Annotated in this window: 14 protein-coding genes; 9 read left to right on the forward strand and 5 right to left on the reverse strand. The window is 73.6% G+C overall.

All coding sequences use genetic code 11. From position 1 onward, the window contains the following. The first annotated feature begins 37 nt into the window (after nucleotides 1-37). The 7 genes from ACFVU9_RS00190 (at nucleotide 38) to ACFVU9_RS00220 (ending at nucleotide 7,623) form a co-directional block, all read left to right on the forward strand. On the forward strand, nucleotides 38-1,696 hold the full coding sequence (locus ACFVU9_RS00190; RefSeq protein ID WP_380492259.1) for an ABC transporter substrate-binding protein: 1,659 nt from the start codon (nucleotides 38-40) through the stop codon (nucleotides 1,694-1,696). Next, nucleotides 1,693-2,706 carry an ABC transporter permease gene (locus ACFVU9_RS00195; RefSeq protein ID WP_387588461.1) on the forward strand — a complete coding sequence of 338 codons (1,014 nt, stop codon included), beginning with the start codon at nucleotides 1,693-1,695 and terminating at the stop codon, nucleotides 2,704-2,706. The genes ACFVU9_RS00190 and ACFVU9_RS00195 overlap by 4 nt, the downstream gene beginning before the upstream one ends. Continuing rightward, the gene (locus tag ACFVU9_RS00200) at nucleotides 2,703-3,575 is read left to right on the forward strand and encodes an ABC transporter permease (RefSeq protein ID WP_387588463.1); all 873 of its coding nucleotides are present in this window, start codon (nucleotides 2,703-2,705) and stop codon (nucleotides 3,573-3,575) included. Before ACFVU9_RS00195 ends, ACFVU9_RS00200 begins: the two co-directional genes overlap by 4 nt. Beyond that, nucleotides 3,572-4,528 (forward strand): ABC transporter ATP-binding protein, encoded by a 957-nt coding sequence (locus ACFVU9_RS00205; protein WP_380437099.1) that lies wholly within the window; start codon nucleotides 3,572-3,574, stop codon nucleotides 4,526-4,528. Before ACFVU9_RS00200 ends, ACFVU9_RS00205 begins: the two co-directional genes overlap by 4 nt. Then, nucleotides 4,521-5,318, forward strand: coding sequence for an ABC transporter ATP-binding protein (locus ACFVU9_RS00210; RefSeq protein ID WP_387588465.1), 798 nt, complete (start codon nucleotides 4,521-4,523; stop codon nucleotides 5,316-5,318). Before ACFVU9_RS00205 ends, ACFVU9_RS00210 begins: the two co-directional genes overlap by 8 nt. A gap of 218 nt (nucleotides 5,319-5,536) precedes the next feature. Next, nucleotides 5,537-6,736 (forward strand): agmatine deiminase family protein, encoded by a 1,200-nt coding sequence (locus tag ACFVU9_RS00215; RefSeq protein WP_380500674.1) that lies wholly within the window; start codon nucleotides 5,537-5,539, stop codon nucleotides 6,734-6,736. Then, nucleotides 6,733-7,623: a DUF4436 family protein gene (locus tag ACFVU9_RS00220; RefSeq protein ID WP_387588467.1), complete on the forward strand. Its 891-nt coding sequence runs from the start codon at nucleotides 6,733-6,735 to the stop codon at nucleotides 7,621-7,623. The genes ACFVU9_RS00215 and ACFVU9_RS00220 overlap by 4 nt, the downstream gene beginning before the upstream one ends. A 33-nt stretch (nucleotides 7,624-7,656) precedes the next feature. Here ACFVU9_RS00220 and ACFVU9_RS00225 read toward each other — a convergent pair whose 3' ends face one another. The 5 genes from ACFVU9_RS00225 to ACFVU9_RS00245 all read right to left on the reverse strand — a co-directional run bounded on the left by ACFVU9_RS00225 (nucleotide 7,657) and on the right by ACFVU9_RS00245 (nucleotide 11,616). After that, nucleotides 7,657-8,037 carry a hypothetical protein gene (locus tag ACFVU9_RS00225; protein ID WP_387588469.1) on the reverse strand — a complete coding sequence of 127 codons (381 nt, stop codon included), beginning with the start codon at nucleotides 8,035-8,037 and terminating at the stop codon, nucleotides 7,657-7,659. Nucleotides 8,038-8,138: 101 nt separating this feature from the next. Then, nucleotides 8,139-9,341: an agmatine/peptidylarginine deiminase gene (locus ACFVU9_RS00230; protein ID WP_387588471.1), complete on the reverse strand. Its 1,203-nt coding sequence runs from the start codon at nucleotides 9,339-9,341 to the stop codon at nucleotides 8,139-8,141. Nucleotides 9,342-9,404: 63 nt separating this feature from the next. Beyond that, nucleotides 9,405-10,442 carry an agmatine/peptidylarginine deiminase gene (locus tag ACFVU9_RS00235; RefSeq protein ID WP_387588473.1) on the reverse strand — a complete coding sequence of 346 codons (1,038 nt, stop codon included), beginning with the start codon at nucleotides 10,440-10,442 and terminating at the stop codon, nucleotides 9,405-9,407. Between the two features lie 243 nt (nucleotides 10,443-10,685). Then, nucleotides 10,686-11,240 carry a TetR/AcrR family transcriptional regulator gene (locus tag ACFVU9_RS00240; RefSeq protein WP_380500670.1) on the reverse strand — a complete coding sequence of 185 codons (555 nt, stop codon included), beginning with the start codon at nucleotides 11,238-11,240 and terminating at the stop codon, nucleotides 10,686-10,688. 79 nt (nucleotides 11,241-11,319) lie between these two features. After that, nucleotides 11,320-11,616 carry a hypothetical protein gene (locus tag ACFVU9_RS00245; protein ID WP_387588475.1) on the reverse strand — a complete coding sequence of 99 codons (297 nt, stop codon included), beginning with the start codon at nucleotides 11,614-11,616 and terminating at the stop codon, nucleotides 11,320-11,322. A 189-nt stretch (nucleotides 11,617-11,805) separates the two neighbouring features. Here ACFVU9_RS00245 and ACFVU9_RS00250 point away from each other — a divergent pair, with 189 nt between their 5' ends. Both ACFVU9_RS00250 and ACFVU9_RS00255 read left to right on the forward strand, forming a co-directional pair. Then, the gene (locus ACFVU9_RS00250) at nucleotides 11,806-12,264 is read left to right on the forward strand and encodes a DUF5709 domain-containing protein (RefSeq protein ID WP_387588477.1); all 459 of its coding nucleotides are present in this window, start codon (nucleotides 11,806-11,808) and stop codon (nucleotides 12,262-12,264) included. A 178-nt stretch (nucleotides 12,265-12,442) separates the two neighbouring features. Next, complete coding sequence (locus tag ACFVU9_RS00255; RefSeq protein ID WP_387588479.1) at nucleotides 12,443-14,158, forward strand: DUF885 domain-containing protein; 1,716 nt, start codon at nucleotides 12,443-12,445, stop codon at nucleotides 14,156-14,158. Nucleotides 14,159-14,304: the final 146 nt, after the last annotated feature.

Below are 14,304 nucleotides of genomic sequence, written 5' to 3' on the forward strand. Positions count from 1 at the left end.
CATCCCTCTCCCCGGACCGAACGGACGTAGAACCCTCATGACCCCCACACCCGCGAGACGAGCCGGCGCCACCCCGCGCGGCCGGCTCGCCCTCGCCGGCACCGCCCTGCTCTCGGCCGCGGCCCTCGTCGCCGCCTGCTCCGGCCCGCCCCGCGGCGGCACCTCCGACCAGGCGGGCTTCCAGCTGTCCGCCTCCACCCCGCCGGCCAAGGGCGAGATCCAGTCCTTCACCTGGGCGACCTACGCCGAGCCGCCCACGCTGGACTACGTCCAGGCCTTCGACTACCCGCAGAACACGATCCTCGCGAACGTCTGCGAGAGCCTGATGCGCTGGACGCCCCAGCTCACCCTGGCCCCCGGCCTGGCGGAGAAGGCGTCCAACCCCGACCCCACCACGTGGGTCTACGACCTGCGCTCCGGCGTGCACTTCCACGACGGCACGGTGATGACCGCCGACGACGTCGTCTACAGCCTGGGCCGTCAGACGAACCCGGACAACGCGTCGGCGTGGGCGCAGGTGTTCCAGAACGTCGACTCCGTCACGAAGACCGGGCCGCTCCAGGTCACCGTCAAGCTCAAGCAGCCGGACTCCCAGTTCCCCCAGTACATGGCCACGGCGGCGGGCGTCGTCGCGGCCAAGGCGGGCGTGGAGGCGGCGGGCAAGGACTACGGCACCACCGGCAGCCTGGACTGCACCGGCCCGTTCACGATGGGCACCTGGGCCAAGGGGCAGTCGATCGAGCTCCAGCGCTTCGACGGCTACTGGGGTACGAAGGCGAAGTCCGGGAAGGTGGTGTTCAGCTTCCTCACCGACCCCTCCGCCCGCACCAACGCGATGCTCAGCGGCGACGTCGACGGCGGCTACCTGATCCCCACCGAGAGCTACGACCGGCTGAAGAAGAGCGGCGCCGGCACGCTGTACTTCGGCGAGGGCCTGAGCACCGTCAACGTCAACGTCACGAGCATGCAGGGCGCCCTCGGCGACGTCCGCGTGCGCAAGGCGCTGTCCCTCGCGCTCGACCGCGGCGGCTTCGTCCGCACCGGCCTCGGCGGCTCCGGCAGCGTCACCGGCTCGCTCACCACCAGGGCGGCGTGGGCCACGGCCCCGGACGACGTCCGCAAGGCGGCTTTCGAGGGTCTCACGCCCACCGCCCAGGACATCGAGCAGGCCAAGTCCCTGGTCAAGGAGGCGGGTGCGAACGGCAAGACGCTCGTCATGGCCACCAGCACGATCGGCCAGGACGTCTCCCTGCTCGCCACCGCCGTCCAGGCCGCCGGCGCGCGGATCGGCCTGGACATCCAGCTGAAGACGATCGCCCCGAACGCCTTCACCGCGCTGTTCACCGACCCGAAGGCCCGCGAGGGCATCGACATGTTCCCCGAGACGTACTACGACTCGATCACCGACCCGCTCGACCTGCTCACCAACTTCAAGACCGGCGCGTACCAGAACTTCGCCGGCTACGGCGACAAGGCCTACGACGACCTGGTCGACCGCGCCACGGCCGAGTACGACCCGGCCAAGCGCGCCGCGATCGAGGCGCAGCTCCAGAAGACGGCCTCCGAGCAGCTCCTGTGGATCCCGGTCGCCGAGTGGCCGACCGCCGTCTTCCTCAACAAGCGGATCACCGGCGCCCCGACCACGATCTCGTACATGTACTACCCGTGGGCGGCCGACGTGGGGGCCGCCCAGTGACCCCTTCCCGCTCGGAGAGCTCCTCCGGCACAGCACGACTCCCCGGTGCGGCGGCCTTCCTCAGGTTCGCCGCCCGGCGGCTGGTGGAGATGGCCGTCACCCTGCTCGGCGCCTCCTTCGTGGTCTTCGGCGCGATGTACCTGGCGCCGGGCAGCCCGGCCAGCTTCCTCCTGTCGGGCCGGTCCGCCTCGCCGGCCGCGCTCCAGGCGATCAACGAGCAGTACCACCTCGACGACCCCTTCCTGGTGCGGTACTTCCGCTGGCTCGGCCAGGTGCTCCAGGGCGACTTCGGGCGCTCCATCACCTACCGCACGGACGTGTCGAAGCTGCTCGCCGACCGGCTGCCCGCGACGCTGCTGCTCGTCGCGATGGCCCTGCTGGTGGTCGCCGTCATCGGCGTGGCGCTCGGCTGGGCCGGCGCGGTGCGCGGCGGCGCGACGGACTCCGCGATCCTGGTGTCCACCACGCTCGCCGTCGGCACGCCGTCCTTCGTCGCGGCGGTCCTGCTGCAGGGCCTGTTCGCGGTGAAGCTGGGCTGGTTCCCCACCAGCGGCGCGGGGGACGGCATCGGCGACATGCTCTGGCACCTCACACTGCCCGCGATCGCCCTCGCGCTGTACCTCATCGGCATGCTCGCCCGGGTCACGCGCTCGGCGATGCTGGACGCCCTGGAGGGCGAGCACGTCACCGTGGCCCGCAGCCGCGGCGTGCCCGAGCGCGAGGTGGTCCGCCGGCACGTGTTCCGCAACTCGCTCGGCACCGTGCTGACCACCGGCGGGCTGATCGTCTCCACCCTGCTGGTCTGCACGATCCTCGTGGAGTCCGCGTTCAGCATCGGCGGCATCGGGCAGCTCCTCGAACTGTCCACCACCACCAAGGACTTCCCGACCGTCCAGGCCATCTCGCTGATCATCGTCGCCCTGTTCATGGCCGTGAACCTGGTCGTCGACCTGCTCCACCCGCTGGTCGATCCCCGGGTCACGCTCGGTTCGAGGAGGTCCGACGCATGAGTACCGGTCTCACCCAACGGTCTGGCCTCACCCGCCGCCCCGGCCTCGGCCGGGTCAAGGCCGCCCGCGCGCCGCTGTACGCGGTGTGCCTCGGCTTCGTCGTCCTCGTGGTGCTCGCCGCGCTGCTCGCGCCGTGGCTCGCGCCGTACGACCCGAACGCCGTCGACCTGTCCGCCGCCCTCGCCGGACCCGCCCCGGACCACCTGCTCGGGGTCGACGCCGCCGGCCGCGACACCCTCGCCCGGCTCCTGCTCGGCGCCCGCACCTCGCTGCTCGGCCCGCTCGGCGTCGTCGTCTTCTCCACCGTCGCCGGCGTGGCGGTCGGCATCGTCGCCGGCTGGCGCGGAGGCTGGCTCGACTCCGTCCTGTCCCGCAGCACCGAACTCGTCTTCGCCTTCCCCGGGATGCTGCTCGCGATCCTGATCGTCTCGGTCTACGGGGAGGGCCTGCTCGCCCCCGTCATCGCCCTCGCGATCGCCTACCTGCCGTACGTCTCCCGCCTCACCCGCTCACTGGTGCTGGCCGAGCGCGAACGCCCGTACGTCTCCGCGTACACGGTCCAGGGACACTCCGCGTGGCAGATCTGCCTGCGGCACGTCCTGCCCAACATCGCGCCGATCGTCCTCGCCCAGTCCACCATCAACTTCGGATACGCCCTCATGGACCTCGCCGGCCTCTCCTTCCTCGGACTCGGCGTCCCCGCCCTCACCCCCGACTGGGGCCGCATGGTCTTCGACGGCCAGACCGCGATCCAGCACGGCTACCCGCTCTCCGCGGTCCTGCCCTGCGCGTTCATCGTGCTCACCGTCGTCGCCTTCAACGTCGTCGGCGAGCGCTGGGCCGACCGGGTCGCCCGGAGGACCCCGTGAACGCCCTCGACATCCGCGGACTGCGGCTGCGACTGCCCGGCACCGCACGGCCCGTGCTCGACGGCGTCGACCTCACCGTCGGGCGCGGCGAGACCGTCGCCCTGGTCGGCGAGTCCGGCTCCGGCAAGACGCTCACCTCGCGCACCGCCCTCGGCCTGCTGCCGCCCGGCGCCGCCGCCGAGGGCGAGGTCCTCGTCGACGGCGAGGACGTCCTGACCATGGACGCCGCCCGGCTGCGCGCCCTGCGCACCGGCAAGGCCGCGATGATCTTCCAGGACCCCCGCGCGGCCATCAATCCGCTGCGGCGCATCGGCGACTTCCTCACCGAGAGCGTCACCCTCACCGGCACGATGGGCCGGGCGGACGCGCGGCACCGGGCCGCCGAGCTCCTCGACGCCGTCGGCCTCGGCCCCGAACTGCTGCGCCGCCACCCCGGCCAGCTCTCCGGCGGCATGCTCCAGCGCGTCATGATCGCCGCCGCCCTCATGGGCGACCCGATCCTGCTGCTCGCCGACGAGCCCACCACCGCGCTCGACGTCACCAGCCAGGCCGAGGTCATCGCCCTGCTCGGCCGGCTGCGCGAACGCTTCGGCACCGGCCTGCTGTTCGTCACCCACGACCTCGGGCTGGCCGCCGCGATCAGCGACCGGGTCTACGTCATGTACGCCGGGCGGATCGCCGAGACCGGGCCCGCCCGGGCCCTGTTCGACCACCCGCGCCACCCGTACACGGCCGCGCTCCTCGCCTCCACGCCGCGCCTGGACACCCCGCCGGGCCGCCTCGCCGCCATCGACGGCCAACCGCCGGACCTGCGGCAGGAGTTGACGGGCTGCGCGTTCGCCGCGCGCTGCCGGTACGCGACCGACGTGTGCCGGGAGCAGGTGCCCGAGGCGCACGGCGAGCAGTCCGCGGCCTGCCATCACCCGCTCGACAGGAGCCGCACCGATGCCTGAGCCCGTGCTGCACGTCACCGGCCTGTGCCGCGCCTTCGGCAGCGTGAAGGCCGTCGACGACGTGTCGTTCACCCTCCCGGCCGGCGGATCGCTGGGCATCGTCGGCGAGTCCGGCTCCGGCAAGACCACCACCGCCCGCATCGTCGTCGGCCTCGACCGGGCCGACGGGGGCGAGGTGCTGGTGAACGGCCGGGCCCGGACCGGCCGCGTGCGGGGCAGGGCCGAACGGCTGGCGCGCGCCCGCGAGGTCCAGATGGTCTTCCAGGACCCGTACCTCTCCCTGGATCCCCGCACCAGCGTCGAGGCCGTCCTCCGGGAGACCCTGCGGCTGCACTTCCCGGGCACGGACCACGCGGCCCGGATCAGGGAACTGCTCGACCAGGTCGGCCTCGGCACGAGGGCGGCGGACGCGCTGCCGCGCCAGCTCTCCGGCGGCCAGCGCCAACGCGTCGCCATCGCACGGGCGCTGGCGGTCGAGCCGGCCGTCATGGTGCTGGACGAGGCGGTCGCCGCGCTGGACGTCTCGGTGCAGGCCCAGGTGCTCAACCTGCTCGCCGACATCCGCGAACGGACCGGCATCGGCTACCTGTTCATCACCCACGACCTCGGCGTGGTGCGGTGCGTCACCGACGACGTCGTCGTCATGCGGCACGGACGGATCGTCGAGGCCGGCCGCACCACCGAGGTGCTCGACGGGCCGCGGCACCCGTACACCCGGCTCCTGCTGGAGTCCGTGCCGCGGCCCGGCTGGGACCCGGACGGGATCGCCGCCGCCCGCCGGGCGCTGTAGGGCGGGCGCCGGTCGCCGTGGGGCCGGGCGCCGGTGGCTGTGGGGCCGGGCGCCGGGCCCGCCGAAAGCGTGGCCGCTCCGGATCCCGCCGGGCCGGAGCGGCCACCGGCCGTTTCGCCCGGATGGCGGATGCCTGTCGGACCGGATCCTGACCGTTCCTTCAGTAGCGTGCTGGTCCGTACGCCAGGTACCCCAGGCACCTACCCGAACGAGGCCCCATGGCTCACCCCCGGCCGTCCCGTCGCTCGCTCCTGCGCTCGGGGGCGGCGCTCGCCGCACTGGCCCTCACCGACGCCTGCTCCTCCGGCGGCGGGGACGAACCGTCCGGCCCGGCGCCGTCCGGCGGCCCGTCGGGCGCCCCGGCCTCCGGTGCGGCGAGCGGTCCGGCGGCGTCGGGCGGCTGGGCGATGCCCGCCGAGTCGGGCCCGCACACCCGCACGTTCATGGCCTGGCCGGCCCTGGAGGAGGTGTGGGGCGACCAGCTCCCGGGCGTCCGCCAGGACATCGCCGGGCTGGCCCGGGCCATCGCGGGCTTCGAACCGGTGGTGCTGATGGCCCGCCCCGACCAGGCCGACCAGGCCCGGCAGGCGTGCGGCTCCTCGGTCGAGGTGATCGAGCTGATGGTCGACGACCTGTGGGCGCGGGACACCGGCCCGACCTTCGTCACCGGCCCGCAGGGCCTGGCGGGGGTCGACTTCGACTTCAACGGCTGGGGGAACAAGCAGACGCACGCCAACGACGGCCAGGTCGCCCGCAACCTCCTCGCCCACTACGGCATCACCCGCGTCCAGGCCCCGATCACGGGGGAGGGCGGCGCCATCGAGGTGGACGGCGAGGGCACCCTGATGGCCACCGAGAGCTCGTGGGTCAACGACAACCGCAACCCCGGCAAGAGCCGCGACCAGATCGAGGCGAGCTTCAAGGACCTGCTCGGCGTGCAGAAGGTGCTGTGGTTCAAGGGCGTCGCGGGCCAGGACATCACCGACTGCCACGTCGACGCCCTCGCCCGCTTCGCCGAGCCCGGCACCGTCGTCCTGCACCGCCCGGCCGCCGACACCCCGCCGGACATCTGGAGCACGGCCTCCGACCAGGCCCTTCAGGTGCTCAAGTCCTCGACCGACGCGAAGGGGCGGAGCCTGAAGGTGGTCGAACTCCCCGAGCCCAACTTCGACCTGATCCAGGGCGCGGGCAAGAACTTCCTCGCCACCTACATCAACTACTACGTGTGCAACGGCGGCGTGATCGTGCCGCGCTTCGGCGACCAGAGCGCCGACGACAACGCGGCCCGGATCATCGGCGAGCTCCACCCGGGGCGCAAGGTCACCCAGATCTCCATCAACCACATCGCGGGCGGCGGCGGGGGCATCCACTGCGCCACCCAGCAGCAGCCCGCCACCACCGGCGCCTCCCCGTCGTGAGGCTCCCGGCCCGGCTGCGCGGCAACCGCTTCGCCGTCGTCCTGCTGATCCTCGCCGTCCTGTGCTCGGCCGGCATCGCCCTCTACCTCAACGAGCGCAACACCCGTCAGCAGACCCACGAACTCGCCCTGCCCACCGCTGGCGACTGGGTCGAACTCGACGTCACCTCCCAGGACATCGACCCGGGCACCGGCCAACTCACCCTCTACGTCTCGCCCGTCCCGCACGGCGGCCTCGCGCAGGGACCGGAGTCGTCCGCCTTCAGCCGCCAGATCGACATCACCGTCCGCTCCACCACCAGGACCGACCTGCGGGCCACCCCCGGCGAGGAGGCGCCGCCCCAGCCCGTGCAGGCCAACCTGTACGACGGCACGGAGAGCGACTACCCGTTCGACCGGTACCACTTCTCGCTGGCCTTCTCGGCCTCGGACGGCACCGGCGCCGTGCCCGTCGGCGTCGTGTTCGTGGACGCCGACCCGTTCTTCTTCGTCCGCCCCACCAGCACCCCGTTCGGTGCCGGGGCGGCCGAGCTGGCGGGCCGGGTCAGCCGGGCGCGCAGCACCTTCATCCTCGCCTGGTTCATGATCGCCGCGATGTGGGCCCTCGCCCTGGCCGTCATGGCCGGGGCCGAGGTGCTCTACCGCGGCGGGCAGGGCCTGGTCTGGCCGTCGCTCGGCTGGATGGCGGCGACGCTCTTCGCCCTGATCGGCATGCGCAACGCCGCCCCCGGCTCCCCGCCGATCGGCTCGCTCATCGACTACGTCGCCTTCTTCTGGGCCGAGGGGATCATCGCGGCGAGCCTGACCGTCACCGTCGTCGCGGGCACCCGGGTCGAGCACCGCAAGCGCGCGGAGGCCGGGAGCACCGAGCCCGCCCCCGGGACGTGAGGGCGGGCTCGGGCGCTGTGCACGCCGACGGCGTCACCGGCGGGCCGCCGGCAGGGTGAGGACGAGGACCAGGCCGCCGGCGGGATTGTCCTCGCAGGTGAGCCGGCCGCCGTCGGCCGGCGGCAGCCGCGAGACCAGCCGGTGCTTCGCCTCGCCGGCCACCGTCGGCCCCCGGTCCGCCACCGTCACGCGGACCGCGTCCGAGCCGCCCCGGCCGGGGACGGCGTCCGCCCGCACCAGCACGCGCACCCCCGGCGGCGTGCGGCCGAGAGCCGTCCGCACCAGCGCCGTCAGCAGGTCGTCCAGCGGGCCCCGGGCGACGGCGACCGGCGGCAGCCGCTCGGGCAGCCGGACGGTCAGCGATCCCGCCGGAACGCCGGCCGGGGCCTGCCGGACGGCGGGGACGACGTCCACGCGCGCGGACGTGTGCGCGGACGTGTGCGCGCACGTGTGCGAGGACGTGTGCGCGGCGCCGGCCCGCGGACGCCGATCGGTGGGGAAGGACACCGGTCGGGTCAGCCGACGGCGGGGATGTCGTGCGTGGCGCAGTGGATGCCGCCGCCGCCCGCGGCGATCGCGTCGATCTTCACGGGGACGATCTCGCGGCCGGGGAAGTACTGCTTCATGGTCTGCTGGGCGCGGTCGTCGGCCCGGCCGTCGCCGAACCTGGGCAGGTAGACGCCCTTCGAGCCGACGTAGAAGTTCATGTACGAGGAGACGAAGGCGTCGCCGCGCCCGGTGATCTTGTCCGGGTCGGGCTGCTGGAGCTCCACGACGGTGAGCTTCTTCCCGGTCGCGTCGGTCGCCTGGGCGAGGACCGTGCGCGCCTGGTCGGCCGAGCGGGACCACACGTCCGGCGGGCTGCCGGGGAAGGCCTGGTCGAGCAGGACCACGCCCGGGGCGACGAAGCGGGCCAGGCAGTCGACGTGGGCGTCGGTGATGTCCTTGCCCTTGACGCCGGCCAGCCAGATCACCTTCGTCACGCCGAGGACCTTCTTGAGCTCCGCCTCGACCTGGTCGCGGCTCATGCCCGGGTTGCGGTTGTCGTTGACGACCGAGCTCTCGGTGACGAGCAGCGTGCCCTGCCCGTCGGTCTCGAACGAGCCGCCCTCGGCCACCAGGCGGGTCTCGATCCGCTCGACGCCGTACTTGGCGAGGACGGTGCGGGCGACCTTGGAGTCGTTGCCGCGCTGCTGCTTGCCGCCCCAGCCGTTGAAGTTGAAGTCGACGCCCTTGACCTTGCCGCCCTCCTCGACGAACACCGGCAGGGTGTCGCGGGCCCACAGGTCGTCGACGGGGATCGGCACGACCTCGACGGCCGGGCCGCAGGCCTTCTGCGCGGCCTCCTTCTGCTCGGGGCGGGCCATCAGGACGACCGGCTCGCGGGCCGCGATCGCCTGGGCGAGACCGGCGACGTCCCGGCGGACGTCCGGGAGCTGGTCGCCCCACACGTTCTCGGACGCGGGCCAGGACATCACCGTGCGGACGTGCTTGTCCCACTCGGCGCCGAAGCGGCGGGCGCCGGTGCCGCCGCCCGGCTGCTGCGTGGGGGAGGAGCCGTCCCCGGGGTTGGCGCCGCCGCCGGTGCCACCGGAGCCACCGGTGCCACCGGTGCCGTCGGGGTCGTCGAGGTCCGAACAGGCGGTCAGGCCGAGGGCGAGGACGCCCGCACCGGCGAGGGAGCGCAGGAGGATGCGGCGGGACAGGTCGGTGGGCATGCGTGATCTCCGGCTGGGGTCGGTTCTTCCGTACGGGCGGTCGAGCGGGGCTGGGGCGGAGGGCTACGGCAGGGGCTCGTGCATGGTCGAGCAGTGGATGCCGCCGCCGCCGGTCATCAGGCGGTCGACGTCGATCTGCACCACCTCGCGGCCGGGGAACGCCGCGGCCAGCGCCTCGCGCGCGGCGGCGTCCTTGTAGGCGCCCCCGAACTGGGCGGTGATGACGCCGCCGTTGACGACGTGGAAGTTGAGGTAGGAGTCGACGAAGTTCGAGCTGCGCGAGCGGACGGTGTCCGGTCCGTGCACGGGGATCACCTGGAGGCGGCGGCCCCGGGCGTCGGTGGCGGAGGAGAGGATCGCGAACTGCTCGCGCGCGTCCTTGGCCCAGGCGTCGTTGCGGTCCGCGGGTGGCAGCTGCACCATGACGACGCCGGGGCGCACGAAGCGCGAGGTGACGTCGACGTGGTCGTCGGTGATGTCCTTGCCCTTGATCCCGGGCAGCCAGATCATCGTGTCCGCGCCGTAGGCGTCCAGGACGGCGTCCTCGATCTCGTCCCGGCTCATGCCGCGGTTGCGGTTCTTGTTGACCAGGCTGCTCTCGGTCGCCATCACCGTGCCGTCGCCGTCCGTCTCCACGGCGCCGCCCTCGCCGACGAAGTCCGCGTAGGTGTGGCGCAGGCCGCGGCGCACGGCGATGCGTTCGGCGGCGAGGGCGTCGTCGTCGTGGATCTGCTTGTTGCCCCAGCCGTTGAAGTTGAGCACGACGGCGTCCAGGCCGCCGTGGCCGTCCCGGCGGAACACCGGGGCGATGTCGCGCATCCACAGGTCGTCGGTGGGGATGGCGGTGGTCACCTCGACGGCGGGGCCGCACTTCGCGCGGGCCTTGCCGGCCGTGTAGTCGTCGGGGGCGCACATGACCACGGGCTCGAACTCGGCGATCGTGCGGGCGATCAGCGCGATGTCGTCCTGCACCCCGCCCAGGCGCAGGCCCCACACGCCCCGCCGGGACGGCCAGGACATCCAGGTCCGCGCGTGCGGCACGTCGTCCGCGGGCACCCAGGGGAAGTTCCCGGTGGAACGGTCATCACGGTAGTGGCTCATGAGGGTCTCCAGATCGCGCGACGGTGCCGAGGGAGGGGGCGGGGGCCGCCGGGTCCACTCTTCGCGCCGCAACGCACCGGCGCACCGCGGAGCGGCCGGCGGCAGCACCCCTGCCTGCGGGTTCAGGCTCGCACTGACTGAAAAATCAGTCAAATCTTTGGGCAAATCCTGACGCAAAGGGACACGGTGGTGCACGCAGTGCGACAGCGGGCCCGTCGCCGGGCCCTCGGCGCGGTCAGGACCTCAGGAACCGAGCCGGGCCACCTCGGCGTCGATCGCGTCGACCATGAGCGTGCGGGCGTGCGCCAGCGGGAGGCTCCCGCTGAGCCAGCGCACGCTCAGGCCCTCCAGCAGCGCGGTCAGCCGCTCGGCGGCGCCGGCCAGCGCCACCGCCGACGACATCGGCCGCACGGCGCCCAGCAGTTCGGCGATCTCCTGCACCCAGATCCGGGTGGCCCGCGCCAGGTCCTCGCGGAGCGTCTCGTCGAACACCGCGCTCGCCCGCAGCTCGCCCCACGCGGTGCTGTTCTCGCGCACCTCGACGGAGTCCTGGAGCTCCAGCAGCAGCGTCTGCTCCAGCTCCTCGCGCGGCGTCAGCGGCGGCGCGTCCGCGGCCCGTTCGGTCGTGTAGCGTTCGGCCCGGTCGTTGATGAACTCCAGGGTCTGGCGCAGGATCCCGGTGCGGTCCTTGAAGTGGTAGTAGATCAGCGCCGTGGACACCCCCGCCTCCGCGGCGAGCTCCTCCACGCGCAGTCCGCGCACCCCGCGCCGCGCGATCACCCGCGCGGCTGCTTCCATGATCGACGTTTTACGACTGGCCACGACCCACCACCTTACCCGGGCGCGGCCGCGCGGGACCCACCCCCTGAAAAGCGCGTCAGTCGGACCGTCTGCCGAGCGCCCGGTCCAGTATCCAGCAGCAGCGGCGCGCGACCCGGCACCACGTCCGGGCCAGGCCCCCGACGACGCGGTACCACCCGGTCCCGAAGGGGAGCGCGATGGCGAACCACGACGGCGGCGCCATCTCGCCCGGCCGCCGCGCGCCCTCCCTGGCCCACGCGCGGCACCGCTCCACACCCCGGCCCGTCCAGGCGGCGCAGCGCTCGGCCCGGTCGGCCCAACGGGCGGAGGCGAGCAGGAGCCGGGCGTGCAGGTCGTCGCGGCGGCCGGTCATGCGGGCGGCTCCGGGTGCGGCTCGGGGACGTGTTCCTGGGGTGTCCTGGGGTGTCCTGGTTCCAGCCTGCCACCGCCTCGGCCGCCGTTCCCTGCGGGTCCGGCCGCCGCGTGGGACTCTGGGGGGAGTGACGACGGACGGGCGGTGACGGCTCGGCGCGGTGGTCGGTGGTCCGTGAAGGAGGACCTGATGTCGGACGAAGCGTTGATGGGCGACCAGGTGTACCAGCCCGACGGCTCGGAGGTGCAGGACGACATCGGCCCCCTGGAGCCGGAGGACACCCTGATCGACCGCGGCCTCGAATCGGCGCTCGACGAAGGCTACGCGCCGCCCGAGCGCCCGCTCGCCGTGGAACGCCACGGCGTCACGGCGGCGGAGCAGCACACCCGCGAGAGCCTGGCGCAACGCCTGGCGGAGGAGCTGCCGGACGTCGCCGCGCCCGACTGGGACGGCATCGGCGACGCCTACGGCATGGACGGCGAGCCGATCGACACCGAGGCGGGCGAGGTCCGCTCCGGCCGGCTGATCGCCTCCTCCGGCTCGCGCAGCGACATGATCGCCGAGGACGTGGGCATCTCCGGCGGCGCCGCGAGCGCCGAGGAGGCGGCCATGCACACCACCGACGACCCCGAGGCGCTCATCGACTGAGGCGGCCGGGGGCGGCGTCCGCCGTCGTCCGCCGCGTTTCGCCGTCGTCCGCCGCGTTTCGCCGTCCTCCGCCGTCCTCCGCCGTGTTCCGCTGCCCTCCGCCGTCCTCCGCCGTGTTCCGCGGTCTTCGACCGAGTGCGCCGATGACAGCGCGGGGCCCGTGCGCGAGCATGGGGCGATGCCCGAGACGTCGCACTCCCCTCGCCGGATCGCCGACGACCACGTCGCGCAGGTCGCGGCCCTCGACCCGTCCACCGCCACCCGATTGGGCCTCCACCCCGAGGACGACCGCCTGCCGGACCTCTCCCCGGAGGGCCACGAAGCGCTCGCCGAACTCTCGCGGCGGACGCTCGCCGTGCTCGACGCCGCAGAGAAGGAGGCCGCAGAGAAGGAGACGGGCGCGCAGGAGCCCGCCGACCGGGACTGCGCCCGCCTCCTGCGCGAGCGCCTGACCGCCGAACTCGCCGTGCACGACGCCGGCGACGGCTTCCTCCAGCTGCGCAACGTCAACTCCCCCCTCCACCGCGTGCGGGGCGTCTTCACCCTGATGCCCACCGACACCGACGAGCACTGGGCCGCCGTCGCCGGCCGCCTGCGCAACCTGCCCGGCACGCTGGACGGTTACCGCGCCACCCTCACCGAGGGCATCACCCGCGGCCTGCTGTGCGCGCCCCGCCAGGCGCGCGCCGTCATCGGCCAGCTCGACGCCTGGACCGGCCGGTCCGACGGCGGGGCGGGCTGGTTCGCCGGCTTCGTCGCGGACGGCCCCGCCGGGCTGCGGGCCGAACTCGACACCGCCGCCGAGCGGGCGACCGCCGCCGTCGACGTCTTCCGCGACTGGCTCCGCACCACCTACCTGCCCGCCGCCGACGGCACCCCGGACGCCGTCGGCCCCGAGCGCTACCAGCGTTCCGCCCGCTGGGCCAACGGCGCCGACCTCGACCCGGCCGAGGCGTACGCGTGGGCGTGGGAGGAGTTCCACCGGACGGCCGCCGAGATGCGGGCCGAATCCGAGCGCGTCCTCCCCGGCGCCGGCGTCCGCGCCACCATGGACCACCTCAACGAACACGGCCACGCGATCGAGGGCGAGGAGAACATCCGCGCCTGGCTCCAGCAGATCATCGACGAGGCGATCGACGCGCTCGACGGCACCCACTTCGACATCTCGGGACCGATGCGGCGCGTCGAGGCCAGGATCGCGCCCCCGGGCAGCTCCGGCGCGCCCTACTACACGGGCCCGAGCCTCGACTTCACCCGCCCCGGCCGCACCTACCTGCCCACCCTCGGCCAACGGACCTTCCCCACCTGGGAGATCGTCAGCACCTGGTACCACGAGGGCGTCCCCGGCCACCACCTCCAGACGGCCCGCTGGACCGCCTCCGCCGACCGCCTGAGCACCTACCAGATCACCCTCGGCGCCGTCAGCGCCAACAAGGAGGGCTGGGCGCTCTACGCGGAGCGGCTGATGGACGAACTCGGCTTCCTCACCGACCCCGCGCGCCGCCTCGGCTACCTCGACAAGCAGATGCTCCGCATCATCCGGGTGATCGTCGACATCGGCATGCACCTCCGACTGGCGATCCCCGCGGGGACGGCCGGCAACGATTGGAGCAGCCACGCCGGGGAACGCTGGACCCCGGAACTGGCCGACGCGTTCATGGCCGCCCACCACGGCAGCGAGGCCCCGCGCCGCACCAGCGAGATCGACCGCTACCTGGGCTGGCCCGGCCAAGCCATCGGCTACAAACTCGGCGAACGCGCCTGGCTGGAAGGCCGCGAGGCCGCCCGCCACCGCCTGGGCCCCGCCTTCGACCTCCGCACCTGGCACATGCACGCCCTCTCCCAGGGCTCCCTGGGCCTGGACGACCTGACCGCCAACCTGGCCGCCCTGTAGGCGACTTCGCAGGCGACTTCGTAGGCGAGCGAGGAGTGGGGGGTGGGGCCGGGCGGCCAGCCCCACCCGACGGCGTAAAGGGGGGGTGTCGGTACCGCGGGGGGATGGGGGGGGCGGGGGCCCCAAGCGGGTGAGGGATAGGGTGG

Source organism: Kitasatospora sp. NPDC057936 (genome assembly GCF_042887525.1).
Taxonomy (GTDB): Bacteria; Actinomycetota; Actinomycetes; order Streptomycetales; family Streptomycetaceae; genus Kitasatospora.